We start from the raw sequence: 18,232 nt of genomic DNA, 5'->3' as shown, positions 1-18,232 counted from the left end.
ATACGCTTGCCGACCAGATTCGCGGCCACAATCCACGGCAATCATCTGGATCTGCGGCGAAGGTGAATCGTTCATCCCAACCGCTCACCAAACCCGATCCCCATTGGCGAGAAAAGACGGCGACCGTCGCCCAGACCGCCTGGCAGTCGGAAGGCCCTTCTCGCAGGGATCACGTCGGATTGGTTCCTGCGGTACCGCCTCAGGAACGTGTGTACTCAGACGCGATTCATCACGGAATCTCGATCACGGCGATGGACACGACCGTCGACTCGGTGCTGAATGTGATCGCCGAGCAACAGGGACTCAATGTCATCACGAGCGGCGATGTCAGTCAGCGGATCACCGTGAAACTGACCGATGTGTCGCTTGCGGACGCACTGAATTCGATTCTTCCCGCCAATGGTTTGACCTGGACCCAACGAAATAACATCATCATCGTTTCCAACATTTCCGGTGAAACCAAAGGCCCCGCGGACTTGCAAGGACGCGAGATGCGTGTCTTCGCGCTGGACTATATCTCGGCCGAGGATGCAGAAAAGATCATCACGGGAATGCTCTCACCGGTCGGCCAGGTATTCATCAATCAATCGATGGCCACCGACCATCGACGGACACAAGAGCAGCTGGTTGTCGAAGATCTGCCGATGTATCTGTCGCGAGTCGAACAATATATCGCACAGGTTGATTGTGCCCCGCGTCAAGTGATGGTCGAAGCCCATGTTTTGCAGGTCAACCTTAGCGAGGAAAACCGACATGGGATTAACATGAACAACATGCTCCGCGTCGCGGGGTCGCCGATCAGGTTGGAAGCGAGAAACTTTATCAAAGGCGGCACACAACCCAGCGGCGTATTGAGTGTCGAAGGGAGCGATCTGAACGGCGTGATCGAAGCAATTAAAAGTACGACCGATTCCAAAACCCTCGCCTCGCCAAAGATTGCTGTTCTAAACGGACAACAAGCTCGTATCCAAGTGGGCGGGCAAATTGGCTATTTGCTCACGACCACGACCCAGACCAGCACGCTGCAGAGTGTCAACTTTCTCGATGTCGGTGTCATTCTCGAGGTCACCCCCACGATCACCGAAGATGGTCAAATTGTGATGCAGGTCAATCCTGAAGTCTCTACCGGACGCATCAATGCCACCACCAGTCTGCCGGAAAGTGAAACGACTCAGTTGCAAACGCGTATCATGTTGGCCGACGGCGAGGCGATGTTAATCGGCGGGTTGATCAAAGAAGGCAACACGACGGGTCAAAGCCGCATTCCATGGATCGGCGACCTGTGGGTGCTAGGCAAACTATTTCGGCGTCATGAAGTTCAACGAGAGCGAAGCGAAATCATTATCGCGTTGTTGCCACGGATCCTGCCGGACGTACCGGGATGCCGCGACATCCATCCCGTAGAAGTACAACAGGCGACGACACCGTTATTCCATGATGGATTGCAACCGATCGATCGCCGCCATTGGGAACCCGAAGCCGTTGATCCCAACGCCGTCCTTCTGAAACCTCGCGCCGCTCGCTCCCCGTCACAAACGTTCGCGCCCGATCCACACCCAACCTCTTCATCGAGAACGGCTACCCGACGTTTCGTCGATCAATCGGCCGAAGCAGTGATTGTCGAAGACCGCTCGGGCAATGACGGTTATGCACCGGTCTACTACGAATCGGACTATACGTCGAACCACCCTACTGATTTGGATGTCCAATAAGTGCAATCCCCAATAGCTTCTTAGCGCGGAGATCATCTGACGATGCCCAACGATCCCGAGATTCCCGAGGAACTCTTACATCTTCTCGAGAAACGCGACAATCCCGAACGTCGAAAAGAGAATCGACGTAAAAACGAGACAAAACTGCCCAAGTCGATGGAACGACGTTCCGGAAACCGCCGCGTGAAATTACGGCGAAAAAAGTAATGCGTCGACTTGATCCGGATTTCGCTACTTGCTGAGTGACAAGTTCACCGCGACATCAATTTCGTCCCAGGCTGCATCGCCGCTACCGCGATCGCTCAGTAGCAGAGTGGGATGTTGGCGATTGACTTGGCAAATGCCATACATCTCATCGGCACACTGCATGAACGCGTCGATGATTTGGTCGTCCCATTGCTCACCCGATCCAGCTAGTAGGATGGCTTCGGCTTTGGCTCGTGGCATGCCGTTTCGATACGGCCGGGTGCTCGTCATCGCGTCGTACGCGTCGGCCACAGCCAATATCCGCCCCATCAATGGAATCTCTTGGCCGGCCAATCCATGCGGATAGCCGCTTCCATCAAAACACTCGTGATGGTGCAGCACGCCTGGAAGCACGAAGTCGAGCTGTTTTAAGTGTTTCAGAATCGAACAACCGATTTCCGGATGGCGTGAAACGATCGCAAACTCTTCCTCGCTTAGACGACTTGGTTTTCCGAGAATCGAGTCGGGGACCCCAATCTTGCCAATGTCATGCAGCAACCCTGCCATATAGACATTGTGTTGTTCTTGAGGATCGAGCCCCAGCTTCGCAGCAAGGGTTCGGCCCATCGCAGCCACACGATCGCTATGACCGCGAGTGTAGGCATCTTTCGCATCGATCGAGTTGATCATCGCTCGGATCACCCCGACCACCAGATCTTCGATCTGGCGAAACGATTCCAGATTGCTGGCGTGTGCCGCCAAATTCAACCCAGCGGACTGGAGCAATCCGGCTTCGAAGGTTCCAAATTCACGCAGTTGCGGTGACAGATCGGCTACCGCGGCATCGGAGCATGGCGACAATTTGTTGATCATCACCAACCAACCAAACCGCTGTGTGTTGCTGGCAATCGGGACCAACGCACAACTACGAATTCCTTCCAGATCCTGCCACCCCCTATGGAGGCTATTGGAATTGCGAACCACCGGTTGTTCGACGGTCTGATCGGCAAACTGGCCCACCAGTTCCATCATCGTCTCGTCGCGAACCTTCGTCTGCCCGACACGAAGCGCCAGCGTATCCGCACCTGTTTGCGTATCCGTCACGAACAGAAAAATTGCTTCCACGGACAAAACATCGCACAGCGGGGGGAGGATGACGCTGGCAATATTTTTCAAATCGTTCTGCGGATGCCACAGTTCCGGACGTTCGGCAAGCGAGCGCAGCCAACTGAGTTCTTCGAAGTCACGAGTGACCTGCGAAGCGTATTCTTCAAGCTGCGCATCACGCGATGCAATCTGCTGCTGCTTCTCAACATTCTCGACGATCATCTTTGCCAACGGAATACTCAAATTGACATCACGTTCACGGATGATTCCGCACAATGCAAATGGCTTCAATCGATTCCCCATCGGAATCGACAAAATCGCGTTATCAGCGGAAATAACGTGCACCGAGGGCTCTTTGGCAGACACCAACGCATCGACCTGTAGCGTATCAGGAAGCGATAGATGAGTGTGTTCAACTTGATCGGCGGCGAGCGGTGTCACACCCAATCGCACCGAACCCTGTGAGGTGACCAGGTGAAAGGGCGTGCGGAAATGTTTTTGCAGGATCTCAGCGACCTCTTGGGGACGCTGTAGATGTCTCGTTTCGAGCAGACGCTGGGCACGGTATTCGGACATCAGAATGACTCATCTCGACTGGAATCGCGTGAACAAACGAGACGAGCGAGGTCTCGTAACTGTCCAAGGTTAGCCCGCAAAATTGCGAATCCCCCCGGAAATTACGTGAGAATAATTTTCTTGACTTTCCGTGCATTCCTTAATTGCGTTCTATGTTTTTACGTAAGCCGGGAATGTTTAGTCACTCGGCACGAATCGTACTTCCGTAGGGGTAGATACAAAGTGTTTAAGAAAAGACGTTGGGGTCGCAAAGGATTCACGCTGGTTGAATTGGTCGTCGTGGTACTCATTCTGGGCATTCTTGCCGCCGTCGCCGCGCCTCGCATGTTTGATACCGCGGGTAACGCACGTGACAACGCGACTCGGCAATCACTCGTGGTGATTCGCGATGCCATTGATCTTTATAAGGCTCAAACGGGCGAGTATCCCGAACTCACCAGCCTGACCACCGACTTGAAACCATATTTGCAGGGTGCCTTCCCCGCGACACAGGTGGGATCCGATCCCGGTGCGGGCGTTGTGGCAGGAACGTCACCGCTTTCAACCGCTACCGATGCAGGTGGATGGATCTACGACGAGGCCACCGGTGAGTTTTGTGTTAACGATACGGACTATATCACGAAATGGTAGGTTCGCATGCGAACTGCCAACCTCGGCTTGCGATCGCCCAACCCAACACAAACTTACAAGTCCTTCCGTGACGATTGCGTTCGCCGACATCGGCTCGGTGAACGCAATCATTCCTATTAGGCCAATCCAATGAGTGATTTCAAAAGACGGATCTTGATCACGGAGGACAATCGTGTCCTCGGCGATGTGCTGCGATTCAATCTCGAGCGTTCCGGATTTGATGTCACCGTTGCCCTTGATGGTGCCGAGGCAATGGATTTGATCGACGGCCAATCGTTTGATCTGCTGATCACCGATTACCAAATGCCCAATGTCGACGGAGCCGAACTCTGTCATTACATCCGACAAAACCGATCACTCGATGGAATGTTCATCATCATGTGCTCGGCGAAGGGGATGGAATTGGACCGAGAACAGCTGCGAGAGCAGTGGGACATCGCCAAACTCGTGCTCAAACCCTTCAGCGTCCGAGAAATTGTTGCCGTCGTCAACGACTTGCTCACTGCCAGCGAAGACACTCACGCCGTGTGTACGTGAACCCTAAACCGCATTCATGAATAATATCACCAACGCAATCCCTTCGCTAAGCAGCCGAATCGTTGACCGATATTTGATGTGCGGTCTGGCTTCGATTTTGGGAGTCGTCAGCGTCGCGTTGACGCTCGCGTGGCGAGGCGCCCTGATTGAATCGATCTCGATCACCGTCGCAGTCCCGCTGTTTCTGCTTTTGGTGGGCAGTTTTATCATGCGCCGATCGGTTCAAATCAATGAATCGATCGAAAACCAATTGCAGCATATCACGACTGGTGTTTGCAATTCTCCGGCTGATCTGGTCCCGCTGATCGCAACCACTCCCGTCGCTACGGGATGGAACAAATTGCTACGACAAATCAACGAACAGGGAACGCTCAGCTCACTCGAAGAACGACTTCGTGACACGCTCGACGCTTCGGCCGGCAAACGATGGGAAGGCATATTTAACGCGTTATCCGAGGGGGTCGCATTGACCTCGCCCAGCGGCAACGTGGTGCTTGCCAACAACGCATTCGCCGCGATGATCGGCGCTGCCTCGGCCGACGATGTCGTTGGCCGTGATCTCGTCCAGTGGTTCGCTGACGCTGTCAACGCCGCGAGCGCAGCAGAACTCGATCAGCTGCAGCAAAAGTCAAACAGTTTCATGCTTGAACTCATGCTCGGTAATGAACTATCCGCGGGCGTTTGGCGATTGAGCCGCACTCCGCTGATCGGTGATGCATTTGAACAAGGCAGTTCGCTGTGGAGTCTTCGCGACGTGACGCAGCAGAAACTTGCCGAAGAAATGCGGAACCAATTTGTCTTTACCGCGACCCACGAATTGCGAACACCGCTGGCGAACATCAAAGCCTACGCGGAAACGTTGATCGACAATGACGACATCGATGTCGAACATCAAAAGGGCTTTTACAACATTTTGATGTCCGAAGCGACGCGATTGGCCCGCTTTGTCGACGACCTGCTGGACGTCAGCCAGATGGAATCGGGCGCGATTTCGGTGATACGACATGAAACCGACATGCAGCGTTTGATCGAAGAAGTGATCGAAAAGGTTCAACCTTCACTGCAAGAAAAAACGCTCTCGTTCGAAAGCAAGCTGCCCGCGAAATTGCCAAAGTTACGTATCGACAAAGACAAGATCGCCGGAGTGCTCGTCAATTTGCTCAGTAACGCCGCCAAATACACCCCCACCGGCGGAAGCGTCCGTTTGTTGGTCGAAACCGATGCCGACGTGATTCGATTGCAAGTCGAAGACACCGGTTTTGGTATCTCGGCGGAAGAGTTGCCGCGACTCTGTGAAAAATTCTTCCGCAGCCATGATTCGCGAGTTCAAGAGATCAGCGGCAGCGGGCTTGGACTCGCGTTTTCGCAAGAAGTCGCACGACTACACGGTGGCGAAATCGCCATCTCGAGCGAACTGAATGTCGGATCCCGCTTCACACTGACCCTACCTCTGAACTAAATGGAGTGAATCGAATGTTCGAATGCTCCAAACAAGGCAGTGTGTTTGTGCTCTCGGGAAACGATCCCTTCAGCCGTGAGCACACTGTCGAATTAGCAGGTCATTGTGAGAAATGCTTTGGGCATGGCCAACCCAAAATCGTCTTTGATTTGCGCAACATCCCGCTGATCGATAGCGCGGGTTTAGAATTTTTGTTAGATGTGCGAGACCGCTGCCTGCAACATGGCGGCGCAATTCACTTGGCAGCACTCAATCCGTTGTGCAGTGAGATTTTGCAAGCGACAGAACTGGATCGCGAATTCGCAATTTCCGATGACGTGGTTTCTGCCGTCGGGAGCTTCTCGCGATGAGCATGGTCCTCGATTCCGCGACGCGAAGTCACACCGATGTAGCCGACACTCCGCTGCCATTAGGCGAGCGTCTGGTCCGCGCCGGGGTGCTTACTCGCGATGAACTCGAAGCAGCGCTCACCGAACATACCGCCAAAGGTGCGCGGTTGGGTGAAACGTTGTTAGAACTCGGTTTGATCGATGAAGGCACGCTGCTGCGTTTTCTGAGCCAACAACGTGGCGTGCCATACGCACTGCTGCGTGACGGCATGGTCGATCCGGCCGTCGTACAGTTGTTGCCCAAGGCCAAGGCCGAAGCGTTCGAATCGCTCGTCTTGTTCAAAGTGCGTGGCAAACTAAGCGTTGCCATGGTCGACCCGCACAATCTTCAGCACGTCGATGAGATCGAACGCATCACCGGGTTGCAAGTCAATCCAGTACTGACGCTGCGGTCGGTCATCGAGCGGATGCTGCCGCGTTGTTACGAGAACGACTTTGCCGTCGACGCCGTCACAGCGGACATGGATCCCGACGCCGTTAATTTAGAGGCGGACCATTTTAATATCGACATTGCTGATCTGCAGTCGTTGGCCAACGGCAGCCCGATCATCAATCTAGTGAACTACATGATTGTCAGCGCGGTTCGTCAAAAAGCGAGTGACATCCACGTCGAACCGGGCGGGCGATGCACGTCGGTTCGTTTCCGTGTCGATGGCATGTTGCGTGAAACGCTACGACCTCGCCGCGACTTTCACCCGGCGATCATCTCGCGACTCAAAGTGATGGCGAAACTCGACATCGCCGAACACCGCATCCCCCAAGATGGCCGTATCCACTTGACGGTCGAAGGCCGTGAAATCGATTTGCGGGTTTCGACGCTGCCAACCAATCACGGTGAAAAGGTCGTGATTCGTGTTCTCGATCGCCAAAACGTGACATTCAATTTGGATGAACTGGGCGTTCCTCCGAAATTGTTGGGCGACGTCAAAGGAATGTTGCATCGGCCTCATGGTTTGGTGTTGGTGACCGGACCGACCGGCAGCGGCAAAACGACGACACTTTATTCCGCACTCGAATTAATCAAATCGGTTGAACGCAATATCGTTACGGTGGAAGATCCGGTCGAATACGACTTGAACCAAATCGTGCAAGTTCCGGTGGGCGGCAATAAACCAATGTCGTTCCCCGGAGCGATGCGAGCGATTCTGCGGCAAGACCCCGACGTGATCATGGTCGGTGAAATTCGCGATGCGGAAACGGCCGCAGTTGCGATCCAAGCCGCTTTGACCGGTCACTTGGTGCTCAGCACGCTGCACACCAACGATAGTTTCAGCGCCGTGACGCGGCTTCGCGACATGGGCGTTGAACCGTTCAAAATTGGCGCGGCGTTGTTAGGCGTCATCGCACAACGTTTGGTGCGAATGGTTTGTCCGACCTGCAAAGAAACCTACTTTCCCAGCCCCGAGATGCTTGATTCGTTTCAATACAAAGGGGACCGGCGTCGTACGTTTGTTCGCGGCGAAGGGTGTCGCAATTGTTACGACACCGGTTCACGGGGTCGTACCGGGCTGTACGAAGTGTTGTGCGTCGACCGCGAAATGCGTGAAATCATTTCGGCGGGCGCCGATATTGAAGCGATTCGCAATCAACATCTGAAACGCTCCGGGACGTTTTTGGTCGATGAGGGGATGCGTTTAGCCGAGGAAGGCAAAGTGAGTCTCGAAGAAGTAGCGAGAGTGGCTTTCGTCGATTAAACCGAGAGGGAACCTAGCATGAAATTTAACTACCGAGCCAAACAGCGCAGCGGCGAAATCACCGTCGGTGAGATCGAAGCGAACTCGTTGGCCGAAGCACGTTCCCAACTGCGGCAACAGGGATTGTTCTTGCTGCAAATCGGTGCCGATCAAGTCAAAGCAGTACGTCCGGCATCATTCTCGTTGAGCAATCGCATCAAGAAGAACGACATTGTGATGATGTTGTCGCAAATCACGATCATGAGCCAATCGGGCGTGGATCTTTCGGAAGCTCTTAAATCGGTTGCCGGCCAATGCACCAACCCCGCGCTGCAAACCGTAATGACCCGCGTTAGCGATGACATCGAAGGCGGATCGACATTCGCACACGCATTGCGAAAACATCCTCATGTCTTCGATGAAACGTTTATTGCCGGAATCGCCGCGGGCGAACAGAGCGGTTCGATCACCGAGGTGCTCGAGCGGTTGACTTATTTGCTACGAAGCGATTTGCGGATGCGACAAACCGTCGTGTCGACATTGATGTATCCCTTGGTACTCTGTGTCGTGACACTGGTGGTGCTATTCGTGCTGTTCTTCTTCATTCTTCCTCAATTCGCAAAGGTATTTGCGGACTTGGAAAAAGCACCGCCGCCGTTTACCCAGCTGATGTTAAGCATGGGTGAATTCGTACGCGGCCATTTTCTGTTGCTTGGTGCGGGGTTTCTCGGACTGGCATTTGTCGCATATTCGCTTCGAAACGCGAGTTTCATCCGCGACGCCTGGGATTACGCTTCGCTGAATTTTACGTTTGCCAAAAAAGCTACACGTTCGCTGTCAACGGGACGAACGTTTCGTCTGCTGGGGACGATGCTTAGTAGTGGGGTTCCTCTCGTTGAAAGCATCCGTTTGTGCCGATCCGCGTCAAGCAACACTTTGTTTCGATCGATGTATGAGCGGCTTGAATCCGAGGTACTTCGTGGCGAAGGTCTCGGCCCCACTTTGCTGTCGTCGCCCTTTCTGCCGTCCGGAGCGGCACAAATGGTTGCCACAGCAGAAAAGACAGGCAAGCTCGGGGACGTGCTAAAAATGGTCGGTGAGTATTTTGAGGATCAAGGCGAACGCCATCTGCGTGACTTAGTGAAACTGCTCGAACCGGTCGTAATTGTCTTCCTCGGGATGGTGGTCGCTGGCGTGGCATTTTCGGTCATCCTTCCACTGCTGGACGTCTCGTCCATGCCTCAATAAAGGAATCGTCAAGATGTCCGTACTGACGACATTGCAGCAACGTGCGAAACCTCGATTTGCATCGACACCGCGAGGTTGGATCGGAATCGATATTGGCAGTCGGTCCATCAAGTTGGCGCAAGTCCAACGATCCGGTGACCGCTACCAGATTTGCCAACGTTGGTGCGTCCGTCGCGAACAGCCCCCACAGCATGATCACGACACAAGACCGATCAATCTTGCAGACAAACATCTGCGGCTCGCCGAACTGCGAGGACTGTTTACCCGCTCCGAATGCGCAGCCGTCGTTTCAATGTCGTATCATTCGCTGCGATCGCTTGAATTGCCCGCGGCGTCCCACGATGAAACACGCGATATGGTTTGCGAAGAACTTGCCGCTGACGACGATATCGGTGAGACCGACTATGTTTTCGATTTCTGGAGTACCAACGAAGCGGCGGATCAAGCGTCCAACGTCACCGCGTTACGCATGCCGGCCACGCTTGCCATGGGGGTGGCCGAGGATCTGACGTCGGCCGGTTATGAATGCCAAGTTCTCGATGGATTACCTTGTGCACTTGCTCGTGCGGTCACGATGATCCACGGCATCTCTGCGACACCCATCGTCGCACTGGACCTCGGCGACAGCGAATTTACCTTTGTTTTGGTGGTCAATGGCCAACCCATCTACACGCGTCCGCTACGCGGCGGTGGACTTCGCACGTTGATGCAACCGGTACAGCAGGCATTGAATCTGACACACGACCAAGCGATGCAGTTGCTGATCCGCTATGCGGTCACACCGCCGGACCAAGCGGAGCGAACGCTCGTTTCAGGACCAGCTCAGATGCTCGAGCAACCCGTTGCAAAATTGATCAACGAACTGAAACGGACACTCCAATATGCAGTGCAACAATTTGGCGTTCGCAGTCCATCGGAATTGGTCTTGCTCGGTGGCGGAGCATCCATTCGTCATCTGCCCGAAGGTCTTAGCAAACAGCTTGGGATTCCGACATCGACATGGTGTCTGCCCACCAGCCAACCGCACGAGGCGGCGGATGACGCTCAATTCGGAGTCGCCGCGGCATTGTCGGCCCTGCGTTGGGAGCAACGATCATGTTCATAAATCTGTTGCCCGAAAAACTTGTGATCAAGATGTTGGTGCGTCGACGCCTACGTCAGTGGGCGTTGGTTTGGGCTGCACTATTGATTGCTGGGATCGTCGTCATGGCTGGCAACTATCGCGACGTCCAACACAGCCAACTGCAGCTCGACGTATTGGCAAACCAAATTCAGCCGCTGCAACAACTGCAGGTTCAAACCGCCAGCTTGGATTCGCGGCTCGATGTCTTGCAACAAGAGGTCGACGTGCTCGAATCAATTTGCATCCCCGACCGATCACTCGCATTACTGGCGATTCTAGGCGAAGCTGCAAAATCCAGTAGCGGCAAAGTTCAAATCGAGCGAATGCAATTATCGTCCAACCGAAACCGAGAAAATTCCAAGAGGGCCGCTGCGGCATCGTTGCCCACCTACCTTTGCAGCATCTCGTTGCAAGGCGTTACCGATGGCGACCAAAGCTTGGCTAGTTTCGTCGAATCGTTACGTAAATCAAATGTGTTTCACCTAGTCGAACTGAAGTCGTCGCTGATGTATCAAATTGACGAAACGCACGGTCGTCAATTCCAAATTGAGTGCAAATTTGCGGAGTCGCCGGGAACATGAACGAAATTTTTCAAAGCAGACGATCCTGCAACCTGATGCTGCATGGCGGAGGTATCGCCGGAGTGTTAGTGATTCTGATATTGATGGTGATGGTCCGCCAGGAGCTGCAGGCAACGCGAATGCAAAACGACGTTGTCCAAGCCGAGTCGGTGGCGCTGCTGCAGCAGAGCGACGACATTCACGCGTCGCATCGAGAAACCGAACTTCAAGTTCAAACCACTGCGACACGTGTCTCCGAGTTCAAAACGAAAATCCCTGCCAAGGCCGGCGAGATCAACTTTCTCAGCGAACTTTCGGAACTGGCCAAAGCGAGCCAGTTTCAGATCCGTGATTTTCGTCCCGGTGCGGTGGTCAGCGAATCGCTGCACCACGAGATGGACATTCGCTTTGTCGGAGAAGGTTCCTACGCCGGGTTTTGTCGATTTCTAGACGGGCTTCAGCAACTGCCGCGAAGCTATCGCATCGCCCGGTTAAGTGTGACAGCCCCCCGAAGCAGCGAGCAAGCGTTCACGGCAGAGTGTCAATTGCGGTTGCTGTTCGATTTGAATCCAGAGCTATCCGCGGCAGGGAAACTGCAATGAGCCAAAGTGAATTTCTATCAACATCGAGTCTGACTCCGAAAAAGTTGGCTTTAATTGTCGTGCTGGTCGGCGTGTTGGGTTTTGTGCTGTTTTCTCCCGAGCAGAAAAGCGATGAATTTGACATGCCTCCGTCACTGCGAAAAAGTCGGGCGATCACCAAGGCTTCGTTTCGAAAATCATCCGACAACCTTGCTGCGGCTGCGGATTGGCCGGATGTCAATCTCGACCACGTCTTAGCGACCAATCCCTTTGAAACCATTTTTGTCAAAGCACAGACGCCAGTAGCGATAAAAGAAGAGGAAAAGCCGGAAGTCCCGCAGGTGGTTGCGACGCCCGTGGTGATCGAGCCCACCCCGGTGGAACCTCAAACCACGATCGAACATCGGCCTCACGATGAAGTCGAGATCATTTACGAAAACACGTCAGGACGCATCGCGGTGATCGGATCGAAATTGGTTCGCGTCGGAGATATCCTGCCTCAGGGACGGGTCGTCGAGATCACGCCCAAGCAAGTGATCGTTGCCGTGGAAATCCCTCTTGATCCCGTCGTGAGTGAAACCACGTCGACCGAGCTAGACCTGCGAGCGCAGGTAACGGGCAAACCATTGACCGCGGTACCTGCGGAGTCAAGCATTCCAACCCGTTTGGAAGACTAATTCGACAGGATCAATACAGCAGTTCAATCCAGCGGCCTTCGGCTACGAGATCCTCTTTCCAGCGGAACCATGTCTGGTTCGAACCCGCCATCTCTGCCATCACTTCGTTGAGTTGGTCGCGGATGATTTCAAGCCCGGCAACGTAGACGTAGGTTGTCGGTTCGGAGAGTAATCGACACAGTTCTTCGCCACGAGCATCGATCGCCGTTCCCCAATCGAATGCCTCGGACCAACCGGGACGGTGACTTAGCGCATCAAACGCAAATCGCAGGCACGCTCGCAATCGGCTAAACCAAGGCCCCCCAAAAAACAAGCTTTACCACCTCCGGCAACCAGTGCCGCAACGGCGCACGAACCGAGCTCTTCGTAGTGCGCGCGGTTTCGAGCCACATTGCTCCCACCCGCACACGCCAAACGTGCCACTCGCTTGACTTGCCGCCCGACATCAACACCTTTATTGGCGTCGGATCAGCTGATGACAGTTGACACAGGCGTGCATCATCTGGGTATACGAGAGCATCGCTCCGTCTAGATTCTTTTGTTCACCCGCCGTGATCAGCGTCCCGGTGGTAAACCAAAACACTTGGTTCTGAGTGCGGTAGGCAATCGAATCATTCTGCATCCACTTGCGTTTCCCCAAGGTGTTAAGCGATTGGGCGTTAGCGATGATTTTGTCGAAATCTTCGGTCACCAAGCCGTCCAGGATGTTTTTTGAATAGTCCAGCTTCTTTTGCATGTCGCTTTTCTGGATCTCCGACCGACGCTCAGGCTGTTCCGTCGCATCAGACCGAGAAAACGTCGCAGGTATCAGGACGATCGCGATCGCACACGCCAATAAGGTCAATCGAGTTCTCATGCGAGTCTCCGCTACACGTTGGATTGGCTATAAGTCGGATTCGCTGCGTGATCGTGCCGAAACCACGTTTTCAAACACATCCGGTACAAGTTGTGGCATACGGAACCACTTCAAGCCTCTCTGGCGGTATTTGTTTGCCGCAGCGAGTGCACCTGCCATACGTTCCTTCGTCCATCTTGTGCAGTGCGTGCTTGATTTGTTCAATCTCATTGATCGCGAGATCGCCTACCGAGGCCAGGACTTCGTCCCCTTCGGATTCTGACGCCCGCTCTTCCCAATCATCGTCGCCCGGTTGGCGAAGATCATTGTCGATCCCTTCGGCTCGAGCCACGAGCTCTTGAAGTTGTGTTTCGAGTTCCGTCCGCAACTTGGTGTAGTCAGACATAAGACTTTTCTCGGGTAAGATCAGACAAGTTGCTTAAAATCAAAAGCAAATCGCATACCGCGTGGCCAAACTTGGTCAGATCCGTGCAACCGCAGATGCCGCAGGATACAATGAGCCCCCTCAACCCCGTCGGCTCGCTGCTCCCACCATCATTTCGAAATCTTTTCCGAGGTCCCTTGTGAATCGTAGCCCCCGTTCACCCGTTTTTCTGTTCTCCTTCCTGACGTCATTCGTAGCGCTGAATACGGCAACGCAGTCGCGTATTCTCGCGGCCAACGCCCCCCCTGGCCCGGCGGAAACCAAACCCAACATCATCGTCTATATGGTCGACGACTTGGGATGGAATCACATCAGTGCTAATCAAGCGACGATGGGCACCGCAAAGAAGATCTACCAAACTCCGACGCTCGAAAAACTGGCCGCTGGCGGGCTCAGTTTCACACATGCTTACGCACAACCCAACTGTGCTCCCACACGTGCGGCGATGCTGTCGGGTCAATATCCAGCCCGCGTCAACAACAACGTCTACGTGGTGAATAACCTGAACCGATTTGGCGGAGGGGGAATTAAAAAGGAAGCGGCCCGTTTCAAAGGGCCCGAGCAATCCGAGGATGTTGCTGCTGCTGCGATCACGGTTGCCGAGGCGCTCAAGCAAAACGGTTACGCCACCGCTCACATCGGCAAATTCCACGTTGGGGGTCATCGCGGCGACGAGACGATGCCCGAGAATGTCGGCTTCGACATCAATCTGGGCGGCTTTAGCCAAGGACATCAACCCACCTGTTTTGCCTCAAAGAAAAACGGCGAATGGAAATTCAAAGGCGTCGGACTCGGTCATTTTGATCGCTATGCGGCGCCGTATGACGATGCCTATTTGACGAAGCGAGGTCTGCCGGATTCGCTGCTGGCCACTCCCAAACATATTAGCGACGCATTAGGTGATGCGATGCAAGACACCTTGAAAACGCTTGCCGGTGGTGACAAACCTTTCTATTTGCAATTTCATACTTACGCGGTGCATGGACCTGTTCGCGCTCGCCCCGACTTGAAACAAGCAGCCATCGATCGCGTTGCCGGCATCAACAAAAAAATGGCCGAGTATGTCGGCTTTATCGCAGGCGTTGATGAAAACTTGGCTCGAATGCTGGCAGCGATCGAGGATCCCAATGGTGACGGCAATCATGACGACAGCATCGCGGCGAATACGCTGATTCTGTTCACCTCGGATAACGGTGGCACTCATGCGGACAACGAACCGCTGCGAGGCGAAAAAGGAATGCTGACCGAAGGGGGCATTCGGGTTCCCTTGATCGCGTATTGGCCTGGCGTGATTCCCGCCGACTCGGTCACCGATCATAACGTCCATTCGGTTGACTACTATCCAACGTATCTCGAGTTAGCCGGAAAGGAGTGGGTTCCGCCCACCGAAGAACATCCGCTCGATGGCGAATCGTTTGCCAGCGTATTGCGAAACCCAAACACGCAGCGTCCACGAAGTACCATTTTCTATCTGTTCCCCGGCTATATGGACAAACGGGCCGAACCAGCGGTCAGTGCAATCGCAGAGATCAATGATAGACGTTACAAGTTGATGTATGTCTACGAGACCGAGTCATGGGAACTGTATTGTTTGAGTGACGATCAAGGCGAAAGCAAGAACTTGATCCAGACACGCCCCGAAATTGCCTCGACGATTTCCAAGCAAATCGACAACTGGCTAACGCAGCGTCATTCGACTTGGCAACCCAAATATCCGATTGACAAACAAACCGGCAAACCGGCTGGGCCTCCGCAACCGCTGTAAATTCAGCAAGCGACTTACGATGTCTGGAAACGAAACTTAACAAGGAAACTCGATGCGCTCTCTCTTTGCACTTTCGCTAGTGGCTTTGTTGGTCGTTGAAACAACGGCTGCGGACAAACCCAACGTCATCTTGGTCATGTGTGATGATCTGGGGATCGGTGATCCTCAATGCTATAACGGCGACTCGCCGATTCAAACGCCACACATTGATGCGATGGCAGCCGACGGATTGAAATTTAATCGATTCTATGCAGCCGCACCGGTGTGCAGCCCCACGCGCGGCAGTTGTTTGACGGGGCGACATCCGAATCGCTACGGGATTTACTACGCGAATACCGGGCACATGAAAAAGGAGGAAATCACGCTACCGGAACTGCTGAAAACGCAAGGCTATACAACCGGGCATTTTGGCAAGTGGCATCTTGGCACGCTAACGACAACGGTAAAAGATGCCAATCGAGGTGGTCCCAAGGGATCCAAACATTTCTCGCCGCCGCGACAATATGGTTACGACGATAGCTTTGTCACCGAATCGAAAGTTCCCACCTATGATCCGATGATCAAACCTAGTGATGCCAAAAACAACAGCTACTGGGACGCAATTACCGACAAAAAGAACGCCAAGCCCTACGGCACACACTACTGGGATCACGACGGCAATTCCGTCACCGAAAATTTGCAAGGTGATGATTCCCGCATCATCATGGATCGCGTCATTCCCTTCATCGAAAACGCAGCAGCTAAGAAGACGCCATTTTTCGCGGCGGTCTGGTTCCACGCGCCGCACCTGCCCGTGGTCGCGGGTGAGGAACACGCCAAGCATTACAAGAATCACGACGTTTTCGAACGCAACTACTACGGATGTGTCACGGCGCTCGATGAACAGGTCGGCCGATTGCGAGCAGAACTTGCAAAGTTGAAGGTTGCCGACAACACGATGTTGTGGTTTTGCAGTGACAATGGTCCCGAAGGACAGACCGGAAAAGCACCGGGCTCGGCAAGTGATTTCCGCGGTCGCAAACGTTCGTTGTACGAGGGAGGCGTTCGCGTGCCAGGAATACTGGTGTGGCCGGGGCATACTCGCCCAGGCACGTCGACTGATTTCCCCGCCGTGACCAGCGATTATCTGCCCACGGTGTTGGACGCTTTGCAGATGGAATATCCTGATTCGCGCCCCATCGATGGCGTCTCATTGCTTCCCGTGATCGGTAGCCCAAAGTCTGAACGGAGCAAACCGATCGGATTCCAATCTCGCAAACAGCTCGCATGGCACCAAGGTCGCTACAAAATCATCAGCAGCGACAATGGCAAGACATGGGAATTGTATGATTTGGCCCAAGACCCAAGCGAGACTCACGATTTGGCGGATCGAAATGCCGAACGAGTGGAAAACATGAAGCAAGCTTTCGAAAATTGGCAAGCTTCATGCAAAGCAAGCGACAACGAACAGGATTATTAAGTGGTCAGTCGCGAAGGCGACTGCGATTTGAAAGTGCTGAAAGTCTGGCTCCCCTCGCTTCCGCCGGGCTTGTCCCCGGTCGGTGCGACAACTGGTAGTTGCCATTTGTTATTCCGCCGGGGCTAGCCCGACGGAAATACGTGACTTCCGCCACTTAATGACCGCACGCCCCGAAGGGACGGCACGCTGCAACCACGGGCACAAACACGATGGCAAAGCCCCAAAGGGCGACAGGAATCGTGGGCATGGAATCCACTACGGCGTTAACACCAACTTGCCAACCAAGTTGCTTTGGTTTTCGAGCGTTTGCTTTTCTTGCAACGCGTGTGCTTCTGCCGCTTCACTGAGCGACATTACTCGATCGATTAGCGGGCGAAGCTGTTTTGCCGCCATCCAGCGATTGATATCATCGGCGGCAGCTTGTTGTTCTTCCGCACTCGCTTTGAGCAACATGAATCCGTGCAGCGAGCAGCCTTTGACATAAAACGGTCCGACGGGGAATTCAGGCCTCGCGTCGCGGCCAGCCATCACCACCATCCGGCCACGCGGCGCCATTGCGGCAATGGCAAAATCAAAATCGGGCTCGCGCAACGTTTCAAAAAACACGTTGACTCCCTCGGCAGCGTGTTGCTGCAACTGCTCAGCCACCTTCCCTTTGCGATAGTCGATGACAATGTCCGCGCCAAGATCACGACATCGCTCTGCCTTTTCTTCGCCACCGGCGGTGGCAATCACGCGTGCACCGACGGCTTTGCCCATCTGTACCACCGCCGATCCGACGCCGCCGGTACCGCCATGGACAAAGATCGTTTCACCCGGCTGCAGACGTGCTTCGCGAATCATTCCTAGGTTAGCCGTGATCCCGACCAACGCGATTGCGGCAGCGTCTTCGTCGCAAACATCCTCGGGGGTCGTATGCAGCCACTGCGGATCCATCGCACACCACTGTGAAAACGTCCCTTGGTGACCTCCCGAACTCTGCTGAACTCCCCAAACTCGGTCGCCGACTTTGAACCGTGTCACTTTCGCCCCCACCGCTTCGACGGTACCGGCAAGGTCCGAGCCGATGATGTAGGGACTTGGCAACTCTGCTGCCACCGCACCGCTGCGGATGTAAAGATCGATCGGGTTCACTGAGACCGCACCGACACGCACGAGCACTTGAGAATCGGTTATTTCCGGCGTCGGCAATTCGCCATATTGGATCGACGAAGCAGGACCTGTCTGCTGAATAAACGCAGCTTTCATATACAACGGCTCGGTTGGAAAT

Annotated in this window: 19 protein-coding genes; 14 read left to right on the top strand and 5 right to left on the bottom strand. The window is 54.1% G+C overall.

Annotation, left to right across the window (positions count from 1 at the left end):
* Window positions 1-1,712: secretin and TonB N-terminal domain-containing protein (locus RMSM_RS07455; protein ID WP_040764641.1), on the top strand; the 1,712-nt coding region annotated here is incomplete at its 5' end.
* Between the two features lie 42 nt (window positions 1,713-1,754).
* Window positions 1,755-1,919 (top strand): hypothetical protein, encoded by a 165-nt coding sequence (locus RMSM_RS40760; RefSeq protein ID WP_008693701.1) that lies wholly within the window; start codon window positions 1,755-1,757, stop codon window positions 1,917-1,919.
* A 24-nt stretch (window positions 1,920-1,943) separates the two neighbouring features.
* Here RMSM_RS40760 and RMSM_RS36550 read toward each other — a convergent pair whose 3' ends face one another.
* Window positions 1,944-3,581, bottom strand: coding sequence for an HD-GYP domain-containing protein (locus RMSM_RS36550; protein ID WP_008693699.1), 1,638 nt, complete (start codon window positions 3,579-3,581; stop codon window positions 1,944-1,946).
* A 222-nt stretch (window positions 3,582-3,803) separates the two neighbouring features.
* Here RMSM_RS36550 and RMSM_RS40755 point away from each other — a divergent pair, with 222 nt between their 5' ends.
* From RMSM_RS40755 to RMSM_RS07400, 10 genes are all read left to right on the top strand, one after another.
* Window positions 3,804-4,211 carry a prepilin-type N-terminal cleavage/methylation domain-containing protein gene (locus tag RMSM_RS40755; RefSeq protein ID WP_008693698.1) on the top strand — a complete coding sequence of 136 codons (408 nt, stop codon included), beginning with the start codon at window positions 3,804-3,806 and terminating at the stop codon, window positions 4,209-4,211.
* Window positions 4,212-4,340: 129 nt separating this feature from the next.
* Window positions 4,341-4,748, top strand: a complete 408-nt coding sequence (locus RMSM_RS07440) for a response regulator (RefSeq protein WP_008693696.1) — start codon at window positions 4,341-4,343, stop codon at window positions 4,746-4,748.
* 16 nt (window positions 4,749-4,764) lie between these two features.
* Window positions 4,765-6,207 carry a sensor histidine kinase gene (locus RMSM_RS36540; RefSeq protein WP_008693695.1) on the top strand — a complete coding sequence of 481 codons (1,443 nt, stop codon included), beginning with the start codon at window positions 4,765-4,767 and terminating at the stop codon, window positions 6,205-6,207.
* Window positions 6,208-6,221: 14 nt separating this feature from the next.
* Complete coding sequence (locus tag RMSM_RS07430; protein ID WP_040764640.1) at window positions 6,222-6,557, top strand: STAS domain-containing protein; 336 nt, start codon at window positions 6,222-6,224, stop codon at window positions 6,555-6,557.
* The gene (locus RMSM_RS07425; protein WP_081614056.1) at window positions 6,554-8,290 is read left to right on the top strand and encodes a GspE/PulE family protein; all 1,737 of its coding nucleotides are present in this window, start codon (window positions 6,554-6,556) and stop codon (window positions 8,288-8,290) included. The genes RMSM_RS07430 and RMSM_RS07425 overlap by 4 nt, the downstream gene beginning before the upstream one ends.
* A gap of 18 nt (window positions 8,291-8,308) precedes the next feature.
* Window positions 8,309-9,517 carry a type II secretion system F family protein gene (locus RMSM_RS07420; protein WP_008693689.1) on the top strand — a complete coding sequence of 403 codons (1,209 nt, stop codon included), beginning with the start codon at window positions 8,309-8,311 and terminating at the stop codon, window positions 9,515-9,517.
* A 13-nt stretch (window positions 9,518-9,530) separates the two neighbouring features.
* Window positions 9,531-10,622, top strand: coding sequence for a pilus assembly protein PilM (gene pilM / locus RMSM_RS07415; protein WP_008693688.1), 1,092 nt, complete (start codon window positions 9,531-9,533; stop codon window positions 10,620-10,622).
* On the top strand, window positions 10,613-11,221 hold the full coding sequence (locus RMSM_RS07410) for a PilN domain-containing protein (RefSeq protein ID WP_008693685.1): 609 nt from the start codon (window positions 10,613-10,615) through the stop codon (window positions 11,219-11,221). Before pilM ends, RMSM_RS07410 begins: the two co-directional genes overlap by 10 nt.
* Complete coding sequence (gene pilO, locus RMSM_RS07405) at window positions 11,218-11,802, top strand: type 4a pilus biogenesis protein PilO (protein WP_040764638.1); 585 nt, start codon at window positions 11,218-11,220, stop codon at window positions 11,800-11,802. The genes RMSM_RS07410 and pilO overlap by 4 nt, the downstream gene beginning before the upstream one ends.
* The gene (locus RMSM_RS07400; protein WP_008693682.1) at window positions 11,799-12,458 is read left to right on the top strand and encodes a hypothetical protein; all 660 of its coding nucleotides are present in this window, start codon (window positions 11,799-11,801) and stop codon (window positions 12,456-12,458) included. Before pilO ends, RMSM_RS07400 begins: the two co-directional genes overlap by 4 nt.
* Window positions 12,459-12,468: 10 nt before the next feature.
* Here the strand turns inward: RMSM_RS07400 and RMSM_RS07395 are convergent, their stop codons facing one another.
* The 3 genes from RMSM_RS07395 to RMSM_RS07385 form a co-directional block, all read right to left on the bottom strand.
* Window positions 12,469-12,741: a ferredoxin reductase domain-containing protein gene (locus RMSM_RS07395; protein ID WP_040764637.1), complete on the bottom strand. Its 273-nt coding sequence runs from the start codon at window positions 12,739-12,741 to the stop codon at window positions 12,469-12,471.
* A 171-nt stretch (window positions 12,742-12,912) separates the two neighbouring features.
* Window positions 12,913-13,314 carry a hypothetical protein gene (locus RMSM_RS07390; RefSeq protein WP_008693679.1) on the bottom strand — a complete coding sequence of 134 codons (402 nt, stop codon included), beginning with the start codon at window positions 13,312-13,314 and terminating at the stop codon, window positions 12,913-12,915.
* Between the two features lie 70 nt (window positions 13,315-13,384).
* A complete protein-coding gene (locus tag RMSM_RS07385; protein ID WP_008693677.1) occupies window positions 13,385-13,699 on the bottom strand; it encodes a TraR/DksA family transcriptional regulator in 315 nt (104 codons plus the stop codon).
* A 178-nt stretch (window positions 13,700-13,877) separates the two neighbouring features.
* Here RMSM_RS07385 and RMSM_RS07375 point away from each other — a divergent pair, with 178 nt between their 5' ends.
* Together RMSM_RS07375 and RMSM_RS07370 are read left to right on the top strand one after the other, a co-directional pair.
* Window positions 13,878-15,503: a sulfatase-like hydrolase/transferase gene (locus RMSM_RS07375; protein WP_081614058.1), complete on the top strand. Its 1,626-nt coding sequence runs from the start codon at window positions 13,878-13,880 to the stop codon at window positions 15,501-15,503.
* A 52-nt stretch (window positions 15,504-15,555) separates the two neighbouring features.
* Entirely contained in the window at window positions 15,556-16,962 is a 1,407-nt protein-coding gene (locus tag RMSM_RS07370) for a sulfatase family protein (protein ID WP_008693673.1), read from the top strand.
* A 255-nt stretch (window positions 16,963-17,217) separates the two neighbouring features.
* Here RMSM_RS07370 and RMSM_RS07365 read toward each other — a convergent pair whose 3' ends face one another.
* A complete protein-coding gene (locus RMSM_RS07365; protein WP_008693670.1) occupies window positions 17,218-18,210 on the bottom strand; it encodes a quinone oxidoreductase family protein in 993 nt (330 codons plus the stop codon).
* Window positions 18,211-18,232: the final 22 nt, after the last annotated feature.

Origin of the sequence: Rhodopirellula maiorica SM1 (assembly GCF_000346295.1) — a bacterium.
Lineage (GTDB): Bacteria > Planctomycetota > Planctomycetia > Pirellulales > Pirellulaceae > Novipirellula > Novipirellula maiorica.
The sequence above is the reverse complement of the archived record's forward strand: the minus strand, read 5'-3'. Positions and strand labels throughout refer to the sequence as shown.